This is a genomic window from Cellulophaga lytica DSM 7489, assembly GCF_000190595.1.
GTDB classification, from domain to species: domain Bacteria; phylum Bacteroidota; class Bacteroidia; order Flavobacteriales; family Flavobacteriaceae; genus Cellulophaga; species Cellulophaga lytica.
The window spans coordinates 3,170,954-3,187,887 of the sequence record NC_015167.1 but is presented as its reverse complement, the minus strand read 5'-3'; the positions used below and the strand labels follow the sequence as shown (position 1 = coordinate 3,187,887).

17 protein-coding genes are annotated in these 16,934 nt (G+C 31.3%); 9 read left to right on the top strand and 8 right to left on the bottom strand.

Features of this window, described 5'->3' with window-relative positions:
- Positions 1-72: 72 nt before the first annotated feature.
- Positions 73-453 (top strand): DoxX family protein, encoded by a 381-nt coding sequence (locus CELLY_RS13970; RefSeq protein WP_013622338.1) that lies wholly within the window; start codon positions 73-75, stop codon positions 451-453.
- Here the strand turns inward: CELLY_RS13970 and holA are convergent, their stop codons facing one another.
- Positions 454-1,455: a DNA polymerase III subunit delta gene (holA, locus tag CELLY_RS13965; protein WP_013622337.1), complete on the bottom strand. Its 1,002-nt coding sequence runs from the start codon at positions 1,453-1,455 to the stop codon at positions 454-456. It abuts the gene before it with no gap.
- 26 nt (positions 1,456-1,481) lie between these two features.
- Here holA and CELLY_RS13960 point away from each other — a divergent pair, with 26 nt between their 5' ends.
- The 3 genes from CELLY_RS13960 (at position 1,482) to CELLY_RS13950 (ending at position 3,895) form a co-directional block, all read left to right on the top strand.
- Positions 1,482-1,928, top strand: a complete 447-nt coding sequence (locus tag CELLY_RS13960) for a type I restriction enzyme HsdR N-terminal domain-containing protein (protein WP_013622336.1) — start codon at positions 1,482-1,484, stop codon at positions 1,926-1,928.
- A 37-nt stretch (positions 1,929-1,965) separates the two neighbouring features.
- Positions 1,966-2,970, top strand: coding sequence for a glycosyltransferase family 2 protein (locus CELLY_RS13955; RefSeq protein WP_013622335.1), 1,005 nt, complete (start codon positions 1,966-1,968; stop codon positions 2,968-2,970).
- 73 nt (positions 2,971-3,043) lie between these two features.
- Positions 3,044-3,895: an OmpA/MotB family protein gene (locus CELLY_RS13950; protein WP_034643856.1), complete on the top strand. Its 852-nt coding sequence runs from the start codon at positions 3,044-3,046 to the stop codon at positions 3,893-3,895.
- Between the two features lie 78 nt (positions 3,896-3,973).
- Here the strand turns inward: CELLY_RS13950 and CELLY_RS13945 are convergent, their stop codons facing one another.
- The 3 genes from CELLY_RS13945 to CELLY_RS13935 form a co-directional block, all read right to left on the bottom strand.
- Entirely contained in the window at positions 3,974-4,594 is a 621-nt protein-coding gene (locus tag CELLY_RS13945; RefSeq protein WP_013622333.1) for an L-threonylcarbamoyladenylate synthase, read from the bottom strand.
- Positions 4,595-4,658: 64 nt separating this feature from the next.
- Positions 4,659-5,261: a zinc ribbon domain-containing protein gene (locus tag CELLY_RS13940; protein ID WP_013622332.1), complete on the bottom strand. Its 603-nt coding sequence runs from the start codon at positions 5,259-5,261 to the stop codon at positions 4,659-4,661.
- Positions 5,262-5,337: 76 nt separating this feature from the next.
- Positions 5,338-7,659, bottom strand: a complete 2,322-nt coding sequence (locus tag CELLY_RS13935; RefSeq protein WP_013622331.1) for an ATP-dependent helicase — start codon at positions 7,657-7,659, stop codon at positions 5,338-5,340.
- A gap of 153 nt (positions 7,660-7,812) precedes the next feature.
- Between CELLY_RS13935 and CELLY_RS13930 the strand changes: the two genes are divergently transcribed.
- From CELLY_RS13930 to CELLY_RS13920, 3 genes are all read left to right on the top strand, one after another.
- Complete coding sequence (locus tag CELLY_RS13930; protein ID WP_013622330.1) at positions 7,813-8,274, top strand: GNAT family N-acetyltransferase; 462 nt, start codon at positions 7,813-7,815, stop codon at positions 8,272-8,274.
- A 48-nt stretch (positions 8,275-8,322) separates the two neighbouring features.
- Positions 8,323-9,603: an amidohydrolase gene (locus tag CELLY_RS13925; RefSeq protein ID WP_013622329.1), complete on the top strand. Its 1,281-nt coding sequence runs from the start codon at positions 8,323-8,325 to the stop codon at positions 9,601-9,603.
- A gap of 105 nt (positions 9,604-9,708) precedes the next feature.
- Positions 9,709-11,289 carry an FMN-binding glutamate synthase family protein gene (locus CELLY_RS13920; RefSeq protein WP_013622328.1) on the top strand — a complete coding sequence of 527 codons (1,581 nt, stop codon included), beginning with the start codon at positions 9,709-9,711 and terminating at the stop codon, positions 11,287-11,289.
- A 34-nt stretch (positions 11,290-11,323) separates the two neighbouring features.
- Here the strand turns inward: CELLY_RS13920 and CELLY_RS13915 are convergent, their stop codons facing one another.
- Positions 11,324-12,745: an ArnT family glycosyltransferase gene (locus CELLY_RS13915; protein WP_013622327.1), complete on the bottom strand. Its 1,422-nt coding sequence runs from the start codon at positions 12,743-12,745 to the stop codon at positions 11,324-11,326.
- Position 12,746: 1 nt separating this feature from the next.
- Positions 12,747-13,505: a glycosyltransferase gene (locus tag CELLY_RS13910; RefSeq protein ID WP_013622326.1), complete on the bottom strand. Its 759-nt coding sequence runs from the start codon at positions 13,503-13,505 to the stop codon at positions 12,747-12,749.
- 184 nt (positions 13,506-13,689) lie between these two features.
- Here CELLY_RS13910 and CELLY_RS13905 point away from each other — a divergent pair, with 184 nt between their 5' ends.
- Positions 13,690-14,433, top strand: a complete 744-nt coding sequence (locus tag CELLY_RS13905) for a hypothetical protein (RefSeq protein WP_013622325.1) — start codon at positions 13,690-13,692, stop codon at positions 14,431-14,433.
- Between the two features lie 89 nt (positions 14,434-14,522).
- Entirely contained in the window at positions 14,523-15,041 is a 519-nt protein-coding gene (locus tag CELLY_RS13900; protein WP_013622324.1) for a DUF7935 family protein, read from the top strand.
- A gap of 74 nt (positions 15,042-15,115) precedes the next feature.
- Here CELLY_RS13900 and CELLY_RS13895 read toward each other — a convergent pair whose 3' ends face one another.
- On the bottom strand, positions 15,116-16,030 hold the full coding sequence (locus CELLY_RS13895; protein ID WP_013622323.1) for a patatin-like phospholipase family protein: 915 nt from the start codon (positions 16,028-16,030) through the stop codon (positions 15,116-15,118).
- Positions 16,027-16,932 carry a patatin-like phospholipase family protein gene (locus CELLY_RS13890; protein WP_013622322.1) on the bottom strand — a complete coding sequence of 302 codons (906 nt, stop codon included), beginning with the start codon at positions 16,930-16,932 and terminating at the stop codon, positions 16,027-16,029. Before CELLY_RS13890 ends, CELLY_RS13895 begins: the two co-directional genes overlap by 4 nt.
- Between the last annotated feature and the right edge of the window lie 2 nt (positions 16,933-16,934).

Genomic DNA, 16,934 nt, shown 5'->3' with positions numbered 1-16,934 from the left:
ATTTTTCGTGTATTAAAAAAATATTTCTAAATTTGGAATACATAGATATTTATATCCCCGGAGCCAAATAGAATGAGAGATAATATAAAGACAAATATAGGATTGGCGCTTTTGCGTATTGCGCCATCTGCAATGATGCTTACACACGGAATACCTAAATTACAAAACTTTTTTAGTGGCGATGAAATAAAATTTCCAGACCCAATTGGTATAGGAGCTAGCCCTTCTTTATTTTTAGCGGTAATTGGTGAAGTTTTATGTCCAATTTTTATAATATTAGGGTACAAAACAAGATGGTTTGCTGTACCAGCTGCTGTAACAATGTTAATTGCTGCATTTGTACAACACGCTGCAGATCCTTTTAGTGTAAAAGAAATGGCTGTACTTTACCTTCTGTTTTTTATGATTATATTTCTTTTAGGTCCTGGTAGATTTAGTGTAGACGGTAAATAATTAAAAAACTTTTACCAAAAGCTCTTTTAGTAAGTCTGCCTGAGACATATTATAGGCACCTACACCTTTCCCCTTTAAATCTAAATCTCGTAAAGCAGATATTATTCCACTAACTTTTTTCATTGGAAAATTTCTGGCTGCTGTTTGGTATTCATTAACAAAATATGGATTTACACCCAACACTTTAGCTACATTGCTTTTAGAATGGTCTTTTAATCCGTGGTACTGTAGTATTTGTGTAAAATAAGTATGCAACACGGTTACTGTTACCACAAACGGGTTATCCTTTGGGTTTTGTGCAAAGTAGTTTATAATACGCGCTGCTTTTAAAGTATTACGCTCGCCTATTGCCTTTTTAAGCTCAAAATTATTAAAATCCTTACTAATACCAATATGTTCCTCTATGGTTGCAGGTGTAATTTGCGTATCTTTTGTAATAACTATTTTTAGCTTTTCTAACTCGTTATTAATTTTACTTAAACTGGTACCCAAATACTCTACAAGCAACTGTGCAGCAACAGGTGTAATTGTATAACCACTGCCTTTTAACACTTTCATTATCCAGTCTGCGACTTTGTTTTCATACAAACTTTTACTTTCAAACAAAACACCAGTTTTTTGTACAGCTTTATACAATTTTTTACGCTTATCTAACTTACCATACTTATAACAAATTACCAGTACCGTGGTTAGTTGTGGGTTGTTAGCGTAGCTTGTTAAGTTATCTATTGTTCTAGATAAATGTTGCGCTTCTTTTACAACTACAACTTGCTTTTCTGCCATCATTGGGTAACGCTTGGCATTAGAAACAATGTCATCTATAGTTACATCCTTACCATACAATACCATTTGGTTAAAACCACGCTCCTCTTCTGTTAACACAGTTTTTTCAATATATTCAGATATCTTATCTATATAGTAAGACTCCTCTCCCATTAAAAAATATATAGGTTTTACGTTTCCGTTTTTTATATCGGAGATTAGTTTTTTTACTTCGTCCATTTAAAAAAAATCATCAAATTTGCAGTATGCAGAAGCTAAATTTTTCCACGCACAACTTCCGTTTCAAAAATAGCGAAAATAAAGTCTATATTTTTGATGTAATACGAAAAAAGTTTGTGGTTTTACAACCTGAAGAATGGGTTAGGCAACATGTGGTACATCATCTTATTCATCAAAAAAAATACCCAATTAGCCTTATTAATGTAGAAAAACAACTGGTAATTAATGACTTAAAAAAAAGATATGATGTTGTTGTTTTTAAACCAAATGGAAACATTAACATTTTGGTAGAATGTAAAGCTCCAGAAATAACAATTACACAAGCTACTTTTGACCAAATTGCACGTTACAATATGCAATTAGATGCAAATTATTTAATGGTTACTAACGGATTAAATCATTTTTATTGCAAAACAAATAGTACCGAAGATAATTATACGTTTTTACGTGATATTCCTGATTTTAACCGTTAAATTTGTAAATGAACTTAGATAAAGTAAGATATACATTATGCCTAAAATTGCTGTTGTTATTTTAAACTGGAATGGCGTACAACTATTAGAACGTTTTTTGCCATTAGTTATAAAACACTCTAACAACCATAAAATTTATGTAGCAGACAATGCTTCTACAGATACATCTATACGCTATGTAAAAGAGAATTTTCCTGGTGTAAAAATTATACAAAACACAAGCAATGGAGGTTATGCAAAAGGGTATAATGATGCGTTACCAAATGTAAAAGAAGATATATTTTGCTTACTTAATTCAGATGTAGAAGTTACACCTAACTGGTTAACTCCTATTGAAAACTATTTTAATGAAAATAAAAACACTGCTATAATACAACCAAAAATTTTAGACTTAAAAAAGAAGTCTCATTTTGAATATGCCGGTGCTGCAGGTGGTTTTTTAGACAGTTTTGGCTATCCGTTTTGTAGAGGTAGAATTTTTGACACATTAGAAGAAGATAAAGGACAATACAATGACAATTTGCCAATATTTTGGGCAAGTGGTGCCTGCTTATTTATACGTAAAGCTACTTTTTTTAATTTAGGTGGTTTTGATGAAGATTACTTTGCGCACCAAGAAGAAATAGATTTATGTTGGCGTGCACAAAACAAAGGCCTAGAAATTATGTATGTTGGTGCTTCTACAGTTTACCATTTAGGCGGGTCTACTCTTAATGAAATGAATCCAAAAAAGACATTTTTAAACTTTAGAAATTCACTTTACAGTATTGTAAAAAATATACCAATTTATAAGGCATTTTTTATAGTTATGGCAAGGTTATTGTTGGATGGTATAGCAGGTTTACGATTTTTATCGCAAATGAGATTTACACATTGTTTAGCAATTGTTAAGGCACATTTTAGTTTTTATTGGAATTTACCTAAAACACTAAAAAAGAAAGAGTTAAACAGTAGAACAAAAAAATATTATTTAATTAAATCCGTTGTGTGGTCTTATTTCGTAAATGGTTATAAGGAATTTAACAATTTAGTAAAAGATTAACTAAATTGTAGTACCATTAGATAGAACATTTTATATAATTTTGAAACAAATAACAATTAATAGTAATATGAATATGAAAAAGATTTTTTTAGGCGCTTTAGGAGCTACAATATTATTATCTTCTTGCGTATCGCAAAAGAAATATGCGGAGTTAGAGGCAAAAAATAAAGAAACTGAAGATTTATTAAATTCAGCAACGGTTAAGCTTAATAGCTGTATAGAAGAAAAAGCTACTGCAGATGCAAGGTTAAGAACTTTAGAAGACCAAAACGATTTTCTTAAAGCCAACAACCAAGTATTAGTAGATAATATGGGTAACCTAACAGATTTGTCTGCGAAAGGTGCTGAAAACTTAGAAAAGTCTTTAGAAAGTTTAAAAGAAAAAGATTTAACAATACGTAAATTAAACGATGCAATTACACGTAGAGATTCTGTAAACCTTTCATTAGTACAGAGTTTAAAAGGTGTTCTTGGTAATTTAGATGACGAGGATATTGAAATTAGCGTAGAAAAAGGTGTGGTTTTTGTATCTATATCTGATAAATTATTATTTAGCAGCGGTAGCTACAATGTAGCAACAAGAGCTAAAGAAGTATTAGGTAAAGTTGCACAAGTTGTAAATAACAAGCCAGATTTTGAATTTATGGTAGAAGGACACACAGATGCTGTACCTTACAGAAAAGGTGTTTTATTAGACAACTGGGATTTAAGTGTTAAGCGTGCAACTGCTGTAGTTCGTATATTACAAAATGAGTACGGAGTAGATCCTAAGCGTATGACGGCTGCAGGTAGATCTCAATACATACCAGTATCTTCTACAGATAAAGCTAGAAACAGAAGAACAAGAATTGTAGTACTTCCTAAAATTGATCAGTTTTACAGTATGATTGAAGAAGGAATGAAAGATCCTGCAATAAACAAATAGTATTAATTATTATTTATAATAAGAAAGCCTCGCATAATGCGAGGCTTTTTTTATTCTTAACTTATATTTTATTTACAATTAAAATATATCTATACTTCCTTTACCTTCTCTTATTATCTCTGGTTCGCCATCAGATAAATCTACCACAGTAGATGCCGTATTATCTCCGTAACCACCATCTATAACAATGTCTACTAAATTATCCCATTTTTCATAAATTAATTCTGGATCTGTAGTATATTCTAACAACTCATCTTCATCTCTAATAGATGTAGACACTATTGGGTTTCCTAGTGCTTGTACCATTGCATTTGCTATAGAATTATCTGGCACACGTATACCTACAGTCTTTTTCTTTTTAAAATCTTTAGGTAAATTATTATTACCAGGCAATATAAAAGTATAAGGCCCTGGTAATGCTCTTTTTAAAATTTTAAATGTAGCTGTATCAATTTGTTTTACATACTCAGACAAATTGCTAAGGTCTGCACAAATAAATGAAAAATTAGCTTTGGCAAGCTTAACTCCTTTAATACGTGCTATTTTCTCTAAAGCCTTAGTATTGGTTATATCACAACCTAGACCGTAAACAGTATCTGTAGGATATATAACCAAACCTCCTTTTTTTAAAACATCTACAACTTTTTTAATTGCATCTGCATTAGGATTCTCTGGGTATATTTTAATAAACTGAGCCATAATTTTATGTATTTAATAACAGATAAAAATAAGTCTTAGTATTATAAAAAACCTTACAATACACTTAGTTTCTTTTTACCTCGTAAATAATATTGTCTTTAAACAGTCCTTGCAACTCTTTTGTTGTATACCCATATTCTTGCTCTTCATAATTTTTTGGTATATCAATTTCAGAAATTCCAGACTTTTTATTGGTTTCATATTCATTAAACTTAAAGTATATACTATCTGATATAGAAGAAATCTTCATTGTAGAATAATAATTAGCTTCAGTTTTAAACTCATACAAATCGTTAACCATAGGGTGTGCTATATATTCTTCAGAGTTTTTACCATCTAAAAATGAAGAAACACTTAATCCTGTAATTAATATAGCAATAATAAATAATGCAGAAAAATGTCTTATTGGTGTTTTAGCTTCGTCTTTAACATTTTGGTATTCTAATTTTAAATTATGGTCCATTTGCTTTGGCTCAAAAACAGTATTACAATTGGTACATACTGCACCACCTGTTTTACCTATTGGAAAAATAGGTATCCAATACAAATGGGCGTACTTGCCATAAACTTCTACATTAAATTTTGCACTCTCATTACAGTTAGCACAAGGTATTTGCCTTGTTAACTTAGACTTTAATTGCGATGAATTAGATCCGTAAAATATCATACTAAAAAAAATTGGTGGTTATTTGTAATAAATATAACACAAATAAAACTATTTAGTAGGAAAATTACATCCCTGTTTACAGTACTTCTAACTTAGCAAAACGTAGTAAAAGTTTTTTAATATCACCTTTATCAAACTTAATTTCTGCTTTTTTATCGTTACCTACACCATCAATTTTAAGTATAACTCCCCTACCAAACCTCGTATGGTTAACTGCTGCACCTTCTACCAAATTAGGATCTAGGTTGGCATTATTTGCTATTGGCTGCGCAAGTTCTGGTTTTAGTTTACGTAGCTTACGTAGTTGGTTTTCATTTGGTTTAGGGGCACTTGGTGGTATACCTGAAACAGGTTTAACTTGTCTAAGTTTACTTTTATCTACTTCACCAAAAATATTTTTATCTATTAAAGATTTGTATTTATAATTACTTACCGGAGTTAGGTTTTCTATATACTTTTCATCTATCTCCTCTATAAATCTACTTGGCTCTGCATCTACTAATTTACCCCAACGGTATCTACTTTCTGTATATGTTAAATAAGCTTGTTTTTCTGCTCTGGTTAAAGCTACATAAAATAATCTTCGCTCCTCTTCAAGCTCAGTACGCGTGTTCATACTCATTGCAGATGGGAACAAGTCTTCTTCCATACCAACAATAAATACGTGCGGAAACTCTAACCCTTTTGCCATATGTATGGTCATAAGCGCAACACGGTCATCATCACCTTTATCATTATCTAAATCTGTAGCAAGTGCTACATCTTCTAAAAATTCTGCTATATTACCTGTTGCATCAGCAAGTTCCATTTGCCCTTCAACAAAATCCTTTATACCATTTAAAAGCTCTTCTATGTTTTCCATTTTGGCAATACCTTCTGGTGTGCCGTCTTTTTTAAACTCTAAAAGAATACCTGTTTTTTTAGCTACGTGTTCAGACAAAGAAAAAGCATCTGCTCCTTTATTCATTATCTGAAAACCTTTAATCATATTAACAAATTCTGTTAATCTACGTTTGGTACCAGCGTTTATTTTTAATTCTATTTTATCTATGTTTTCCATAACTTCAAACATAGAGCGTCCATAATGGTTAGCCGTAACTAATAGTTTATCTATAGTTGCTTGCCCAATTCCCCTACCCGGAAAATTTATAACGCGCTTTAATGCCTCTTCATCTTTAGGGTTAATTACTAACCTTAAATATGCTAACACATCTTTAATTTCTTTACGTTGGTAAAAAGATAAACCTCCATATATTCTGTACGGTATGTCTCTTTTACGCAAAGCATCTTCAATAGATCTAGATTGGGAGTTGGTACGGTAAAGCACTGCAAATTCTCCGTTATGCAGTTGCTCGTTCATTCTTGTTTCAAAAATAGTACCCGCTACAAATCTACCTTCCTCTGCATCTGTAATACTACGATGAACTTTAATCAGTGGCCCATCATCATTAGAGGTCCATACAACTTTTTCAAGCTGATTTTTATTTTTTTCTATGATAGAGTTTGCGGCATTTACAATATTACCAGTAGAACGGTAATTCTGCTCTAACCTGTACATTGCAACATTATCATAATCTTTTTGAAAGTTTAGAATATTACTAATGTTTGCTCCTCTAAAAGAATAAATACTCTGTGCATCATCACCTACCACACATATGTTCTGAAATTTGTCTGATAAAGCCTTAACTATTAAGTATTGTGAGTGGTTGGTATCTTGGTACTCATCTACCATTATATACTGAAACCTATTTTGGTACTTTTGAAGCACTTCTGGAAAAACGTTTAAAAGCTCATTGGTTTTTAATAATAAATCATCAAAATCCATTGCTCCTGCCTTAAAACATCTCTCTACATAATTTTTATAAATTTCACCAGTACGTGGGCGTTTTGCCATTGCATCTGCCTCCATTAAATCTGGATTATTAAAATATGCCTTTACAGTAATTAAACTGTTTTTGTAAGATGATATTCTGTTTTGTATTTGCTTGTACTTATATATATCCTTATCTAATTGCATTTCTTTAATAATAGATGCAATTAAACGCTGAGAATCTTGAGTATCGTAAATAGTAAAATTATTTGGATAACCTAACTTGTCTGCCTCATAACGCAATAATTTAGCAAATATAGAGTGAAAAGTTCCCATCCATAAACTCTTTGTCTCTGCACTACCTGCAATATCTGCAATACGTACTTTCATTTCTCTTGCCGCCTTATTGGTAAACGTAAGTGATAAAATATTGTACGGGTCTACACCCTGCTGTATTAAATATGCTATACGGTATGTTAACACTCTTGTTTTACCAGAACCAGCTCCGGCAATTACCATTAATGGTCCTTTTGTGTGTAAAACAGGTGCTTTTTGAGCCTCGTTAAGTTGGGCAATAAATTCTTCCAATTGTTTTTTCTTATATAATTTAGAGAAGTGTAAATTTAACCATAATTAACTCCAGATAAAACAAGTAGTTTTAATAATTATAAACAATAAAATTTAATAGCAGTTTAATTTTAAATATCTTTAGAGAATACTACAATTTAAACCATAAAAATATTGAAAGAAATTAAAATTAGAGCAGCAGAATTAAAAGATTTGCAAACTTTAAAATCTTTTGAGCAAGGCATTATTTCTGCCGAGCGTCCTTTTGATAAAACTCTAAAACCAGATCCAATTTCTTATTACAGTATTAAAAATTTATTAGAAGATACAAACACACTTGTAGCTGTTGCAACACTAAACAATACATTAATTGGCTCTGCGTACGCAACAATTAAACAAGCTAAAAAACATTTAAAACACAACAATTACGCCTATTTAGGTTTTATGTATATAGACCCTAAATACCGAGGAAAAGGAATAAATAAAAATATTATAGATTTTTTATTTAAATGGATAAAAGAACAGAATACTACAGAAGTTAGGTTAGATGTCTACAGCGAAAATACTGCTGCCTTACGGGCTTATGAAAAAGCCGGATTTAAAAAACACTTAGTAAATATGAGAATGGAAATCTAATTTTTAAGATTAATAAAAAAACCAAAATAACTGACTAATTATATAAATATGAAAACTAAAAACAAATTTATTTTAACACTCTTGCTTTGCGGTTCTGCCCTACAAGCACAAAATTATAAGTTAGAGAACGATTACAAAAACATAGAAAAAAAAGTTATAGAATGGAGGCATCATTTTCATCAAAATCCTGAATTATCTAACAGAGAGTTTAAAACTGCAGAAAAAATTGCTGCTCATTTAAAATCATTAGGTATAGAAGTACAAACTAAGGTTGCTATAACTGGTGTTGTAGGTATTTTAAAAGGTAAAAAACCGGGTAAAGTAATTGCTTTAAGGGCAGATATAGATGCTTTACCTGTTACTGAACGCAATAATTTACCATTTAAATCTAACGTTACAGATACATTTTTAGGCGTAGAAACTGGTGTTATGCACGCTTGTGGCCATGATACACATACTGCAATTTTAATGGGTGTTGCAGAGATTTTAGCTAAAAATAAAGACAAAATAAACGGTACTGTTAAGTTTATTTTTCAACCTGCGGAAGAAGGTGCACCTCCAGGAGAAGAAGGTGGTGCTGCTTTAATGATAAAAGAAGGTGTTATGGAAAACCCTAAAGTAGATGCTATTTTTGGATTACACATTAATTCTGGTACACCAGTAGGTGTTATTAAATACAAAACAGAGGGTATAATGGCTGCAGTAGAGCGTTTTGTTATTAACGTAAAAGGTAAACAAACGCACGGTTCACAACCTTGGTCTGGTGTAGATCCCATAGTAATTTCTGCTAAAATTATAGACGGCTTGCAAACCATAATTAGTAGAGAATCTAAACTAACTGAAGAAGCAGCAGTTATTACTGTTGGTAAAATTACAAGTGGTGTTCGTTTTAACATTATTCCAGAAAGTGCCGAACTTATTGGCACTGTAAGAACTTTAAATCCGGATATGCGAGAGCTTATTTTACGTAGAATGAAAGAAATGACAGAAACTATTGCTAAAGCTTATGGTGGTAGTGCAACATTTAGTGTAGAAAGTCAGACCTCTATTACGTATAATGATATTGCCTTGGTAAACCAAATGTTACCAACAATGCAACGAGTTGCGGGTAATAAAAATGTGCAGTTAACTAAAGCTACTACTGGCGGCGAAGATTTTTCATATTTTCAAGAACTAGTCCCTGGTTTCTATTTCTTTTTAGGCGGAATGACTCCTGGAAACAAAGAAGCTTACCCACACCATACGCCAGACTTTAAAATAGATGATAACGGAATGCTTTTAGGTGTTAAAACACTAACAGAAATGAGTCTAGATTATTTAAATAAATAACGTTAAACCTAACAATAAATGACCACAGATTTGGTTATTTTTGTAGCATAATTACAAAGCCAAACTTATAATAAGTTTGGCTTTAGTTAACAAATACATAATTAAATGGATTCTTTTTTAAGTTTTATATCTAGTATCTCATGGTGGATATGGGTATTAATAGTATTAGCTTTAGTTGCTATACGAGATATTTTTTTTCAGAAAAAACATACTATTTCTCACAACTTTCCCATTGTTGGGCATATAAGGTATATGTTAGAAAGTATTGGTCCAGAAATGAGACAATATTTTGTTGCTAACAATAGAGAAGAATTACCTTTTAACCGCATAGAGCGCGGATGGATTTATGCTTCTGCAAAAAGCGAAAATAATTACGAAGGCTTTGGTACAGACAGAGATGTATATGCACACCAGCATATTTTTGTTAAAAACCAAATGATGGCTTATAAAATTGATGAAAATCATCCTAACGCTAAAGACAAAACCTTTTTACCTTGCGCTAAAGTAATAGGTGCATACAATAAACGTAAAAAACCTTTTAGACCTGCATCTGCAATAAATGTATCTGCAATGAGCTTTGGTTCTTTATCTGCTGCTGCTGTAGAAGCTATGAACAAAGGTGTGTTAAAAAGTGGCGCTTACCATAATACTGGTGAAGGTGGTTTATCTCCTTACCATAAACAAGGAGGAGATGTAATTTTTCATTTTGGAACTGGCTACTTTGGAGTAAGATCTGAAGACGGAAATTTATCTATGGAAAAGCTAACCAATTTAGTAGAAAACAACCCTTGTATTAAAGCCATTGAAATAAAATTATCTCAAGGAGCTAAACCAGGAAAAGGTGGTGTTTTACCTGGAGCTAAAATTACTGCAGAATTAGCAGAAATACGTGGTGTAGAAATAGGAAAAGATGTTTTGTCACCAGCTACACATAAAGCGTTTAGTTCTGTACAAGAATTGGTAAATTTAATTGAAGAAATAGCAGAAAAAACAGGATTACCCGTAGGTATTAAAGGAGCTATTGGAAAATTAGATCAGTGGGAAGAGCTAGCAGATATTATGTTAAAAACAGGTAAAGGACCAGATTTTATTACTGTAGATGGTGGTGAAGGTGGTACTGGTGCTGCTCCGCCAAGTTTTGCAGACCACGTTTCTTTACCGTGGGTTTATGGTTTCTCTAGCTTATACAAATTGTTTTTAGAGAAAAAACTAACAGACAGAATTGTGTTTATTGGTAGCGGTAAATTAGGTTTCCCTGCAAAAGCTGCAATGGCATTTGCAATGGGAGTAGATTGTATAAATGTTGCACGTGAAGCAATGATGAGTATTGGGTGTATACAAGCACAATCTTGCCATACAAACACGTGTCCGGCTGGTATAGCTACACAAAATCAGTGGTTACAAAGAGGCATAAATGTTCCTCTTAAGTCAGATCGTTTGGCTCAATATTTTAAAAGTTTTAGAAAAGAGTTAATAGAAATTACACACGCCTCTGGTTATGAGCATCCTTGCCAATATACTATGGATGATATACAAGTAAACCTAGACGATAATGAACTAAATAGAAGTTTAGCTTTTACCTATGGTTACAACAAAGCAAAAGTTCCTTTTAATGGCATGCAAGAACTATATGATTGTGTACACTTAGGCGGAAAAGAATATATGAAAAACGAGCCTAAAAAATAGGCTCATTTTTTTTAAATTATAATGGCAAAAGCGCTTATTTATTGTACAAATATAGACGTGCTTTTTTTGTTGTATCTATTACCTGTAATTTACTTACGTACTTTTTAGGTAAAAGGTAAAACTCTCTTTTATCCGATAAAATATAAAGTTTATCATAAGCCTCTAAAATAGAATCTATTTTAGTAGGTTCATCTCTAGTATCTATAACATTACCTTTGTTATAAAACTGACTAGAGTATGTTTTAGAATCTAGGTACAAAATAGGAGGATTTTTATCAATTTTTAATTCTTCAGATTTAGCTACTAGTAATTTATCAGAGTTCATATATACTTTCCATTGGTCAGTAACCAAAAGTCCTGCACCTGCTATAAAAACTAAAATAGGAAATATAGAACAGGCAATTAGTGCCTTCTTTTTATGCTTGTATTCTGGCCACCAATGTGCAATTAAAAGTGCCATTGGTACTGTAGAAGGCAAAATGTAGGTATGTAAAATATTTTTAGATATGGTAAAGAAAATTGGTGTCCAAAACAACCAAAACAATAAAAACGCTACATACTTATCATCTAAAATGCGCTTTTTAAGCTTTACTATTTTTGCCAATACTATATAAAACCAAGGCAAACAAAAAGACAACATAAATACCCAAATTAAACCTAATGGCTGTGTTTTTGGCTGACCATATAAATCTCCGCTCCATCCTGGCTTTAAAAACCTATTAAAATGCTCACCAACAATAAAATAATCTATAAAACCTGGTGATCTTTGTTCTGTTAATAAATACCAAGGTAACGCAATAACTACAGTAACTAGCAAACCAACTATCCAAGGCAATTTAGCTAAGTTAGAGAAAAACGTTTTACGGTCTAACAACAACCAAAAAAACACTGGAGCTCCCGTTAATACTAACACCAATGGTCCTTTGGCTAAAAAACCTAAACCTAAGCCAACAAAAAAGAGGTAATTCCAAATTGTTTTTTTGTCTGATGTAATACTTTTCCAGAATGATAGCATAATTAACATTACACTAAAACACAAAGCAGAATCTGTAGAAACCACTCCCATATGAATTAAAAACTCTGGTGTAGTAACTAAAACTAAAGCTGGCACTAACGGAGATACTTTTGTTTTTTTAACAAAGTAACCTAGTATAAAAAGCATTGCAACACCTAGCAAAAATGATGGCAGCCTTGCTGTTAACTCATTTACTCCAAAAAGCTCAAAACTCATTGCAGACATCCAAGTAGATAGCGGTGGTTTAGCCCAAAAAGGTTCGTTATAATCTATTTGTAGTACAACCCACTCTCCCGTTTCTTGCATTAGTCTAGATATTTCTGCATAACGAGCCTCTGTTTTATCTAACAAAGGTATTGCTCCTGTAATAATAAACCTGAAGACAACGATAGACAAAACTGCTATCAACATATAATTTACTGTAGTTTTCTTCTCTGTCATTTTATATACTATTATTGTGTTTTAATCCCTTTTTGCAAATTTTATTAATTTTATATAAATCTAACCAAAGCTGAAAAAAGTAAGATGTTTTTACTTTAGAATCTCCTTGATCTACCCAACGCTTTAAGGGGACTTCTAACATTTTTGTTAGAGCTTTTTCTTTACCGTAAAATACTACAATTCTATTAAATATTTCTACATCAAAAAGCCAACGAGAAACAAATGGTTTATTAAAAACTTCTAAAGCCAAATCTTTTTTAAATATTTTACAGCCGCATTGTGTATCGTAAACTTTTAAATCTAAAATTGTAGAAATTACTGTAGCTATAAACCTACCAATAAAAAAACGAGATGCCTTGCGCTCTATTGTAGAGCCAAGCTTCATTATTCTAGAGCCAAAAACAAAAGAAATAGTATTGTCTATATAAGTGGTTAAAAAAGAAAACTCTTCTAATGAAGTTGCCAAATCGGCATCTAAATAACCCACAAGTTTTATTTCATAATTTTCACAAGCAAAATTTACTCCGTTTCTAACAGATTCTGCTTTACCAACATTATTGGGGTTTTTATAAACTACAACCTTGGTTGGATACTGTTTTTCTAAACTTTTTAGTTCTGTATAAGTACCGTCTGTAGAGCCATCATCTACAAAACAAATAAGCGTATTTGTATCTTCTTTTAAAAAGCCATCATAAACTCTATTTTTAAGTTCTTTAACTTCATTATAACAAGGTATTACTACACAGGTAGTATATGACATATGCAACAGTAATTAATTTTTGGTGTGCAAGATATTAAAAAACAATATGCCAGTCATTATTACCACACATCTTTACGTTATTATTAGGAAACTATACCATTATTTATAAAAAACACAACTTATTAAAATTAATTTGTAAGCTAAATTAAATGTTTAAATTTGTCACTTAAATCTTATAAATTTTATGAAAAAAAATACCCTATCTACCCTACTACTTTTATGTTTTACAATAGTATCTTTTGCTCAAAAAAAGAGCGACTTAATTGCTCAAATACAGACACTAAAAGATAGTATTTCACAAACCAACATTGCCTTAGCAGAAGCTAATAAAGTAGCAAAAGTAAGTGTTGCAGAAGCAGACTTATATAAAAACCAAGCTACAGAGTTACAAAATGCAAATAAATCCTTATTAACTAATCTTAAAAACTTTACGCAAGTATCTAGTCAAAATTCTAAAAATATGGCAAGAACTTTAGAAGCTTTAAAGGCTAAGGAATCTCAACTTTCTATTATTGAAGACTCTTTTAGTAAAAACGATTCTACTGCTATTGTTATATTAACAAACGCTAAACAGTCTTTAGGTGAAAATGCTAAAATTGCAGTAACCAATGGTGAAGTTGTAATTACCGAAACAGAGCAAAATATATTAGATGCATCAAAAACAAAAGTAAGCGCTACAGGAGAAGCTTTTCTTGAAAAAATATCTAAAATACTAGAGTTAAATATAGACTCTAAACTAACTATAACTAGTACAAGCTCTAGCTTATCTGCATTACAAAATAGCCTAGTTAGCAAGTTTAATGTTGTTACAGAGCGTATTAGCTTAGAAAGTACTACGCAGAATAACAATACTGTTTTGTTTAAAATACATACAGATTATGCTAACTTTTATTTACGCGTTAGAGAGCATATGAAAAGCATTAACTAATGTGATGTTTGTTGATATTTAATATTCATATAATTTTTGTGCAAATTGTGCGTTTTACAACCGTAATCAAACTTAAAATATAACCCGCAATGACAACAGAAATTATATTACAAATGTTTGCCTATTTATTGCCTAGTGTAGTAACTGGTATGGTAGCTTTTTATTTTTTTAAAATGCATACTAAAAATGAGGAAGGCAGAAGACGTTTTTTATTACATAAAGATTCTCAAAAAAATACCATACCTACCAGATTACAAGCTTATGAGCGTATGGCTTTATTTTTAGAGCGTATATCTATACCTAGTTTAGTAGTACGTGTTGCTCCTGTGGGTAATGATAAAAATGCATATGAAACTTTATTAATAAAGAATATTGAAAAAGAGTTTGACCACAACTTGTCTCAACAAATATATTTGTCTGATGAAAGCTGGAATATTATTAAAACGGCTAAAAGCGCTACAATACAAACCATACGCAAAGCCGCTATGAGTGAAGCAGATTCTGCAGATAAATTACGTGAAGATATTTTAAATGATACAATGGATAAGGCATCACCATCTGCTACAGCATTAAGCTACATTAAAAAGGAAATTAGTGAACTTTGGTAAACTTACATCCGTTATAACTTATACTTAAAGACTGCTTTTAAAAGCGGTCTTTTTTTTATATCAACTATTGTATATTATTTAGACATAGGAATGCTAACTTTTAATTTTGCAGCTTTCTTTTCTGCATAACTAAAACCTTGCTCCCACCATTGTGCCATTAGTTTTTTATTAAATACTAAAGAGTTTTCTGTTAACTTAGTTGGTGTATAATACAAATTTAACTTAACACCTTTGTGTTTGGCATAAATTACACCTTCAGATATATCATGGTATTCTATTTGATCTAAAACAAAACCATAAATACTAAGCATTAAAGAAAACGGATTCTTCCCCAATACTTTGTTATGTTCCATTTTTTCAGATTCTAAAATAATAGCATCTACCTCTGTAGCACCACGCTCTATTGCTTCTCTAATAGGTAAAACACAACCTAAACCACCATCACCATATTCATAACCATCTTTTTTTACTAAAGACATAAATGGTATGTAATTACAAGAAATCCACACCCAATCACAAAACTCTTCATAACTAAAATCTCTAATAGACTTATACTCTACCCTATTTTTTGATAAATTAGATACTGTTACAACAACGTCTTTAGCTGTATTCTCTTTTATTTGTCTAAAATCAGATATTGTAAAATTCTTTTTAATTGTAGATCGTAAAGATTTACTTTCTCCAAAGGTTCTTTTACGTTTTATAAACTGCAATAAAACATTAAAGTAGTTAATAGAAACAAACTCTCTTTCTCCTTTACGCTTAACTACAAACGGGTTTAAGCTAAAAATTTTACGCTGGTTTACATTGGTGTACAAATCATACAACAACCCTACATTGTTTAATGCCAAATGAGAAATTAATAAACTGCCTGTAGATGTACCTACAAGAATATCATAATCTCTGTGTTCAATTTCCATCAAATACTGAGCTACTCCACCGGCAAATGCACCTTTACTACCGCCGCCACTTATTACTAATGCTCTCATTCTATATCTATAAGGTTGGTTTCTGTATTCTTATTTTTTGCAAAATCATAACCACTTTTCCACCAAGTCGTCATTTTTTTTTCTTCAAAAATAAGAGAATTTGTAGTTAAAATTGTTGGAGTGTAATAAAAGTTAATAATTGCATTATTATGGTTAGCTACAAACTTACCTATACGTATGTTTTGTTGCTCTATTCTGTCTGCCATAAAAGCAAACATATTTGTTAACAATGAAAACGCATTTTTAGAAGGCATTCTATTAAATAAATTAGTTTCTGTTTGTAATATAATAGCATCTACAATTGTGGCTCCTCTTTTAATAGCTTCTTCAATTGGTACCATACTACCCAAACCACCATCTGCATACTCACATCCATTTTTTTTAACCAAACTCATAAACGGAGTGTAATTACAAGAAATCCAAACCCATTCACAAAACTCATTATATGTACAATTTTTAATAGATTTATACTCTACTTTATTTAAAGACAAATTGGCTACAGTAACTACAATTTCTGTATTATTTTTTTTAAGTTGATGAAACTCTTGCTCTGTAATAGATTTTTTTATCAACTTTAAAAGGTTATAACTCTCACCAAAAGTTTTGCTGCCACGTAATAAGTTTTTTAATACACTAAAGTGATTAATACCTATAGTTTCTACACCTTGTTTTTTTGTTTTAGTATACGGACATAAGCTAAAAATATCATCTTCATTTACAGAAGTATAAATTTGTTTAATTTTTTCAATTTTTTGTAAAGCTAAATGAGAAATTAACAAGCTACCTGTAGAGGTTCCTATAAACATATTGTATGTATGCTTGGCATCTTGTATTAAATACTGTGCAACACCTCCTGCAAAAGCGCCTTTACTACCTCCTCCAGAAATTACCATTGCACGCATAC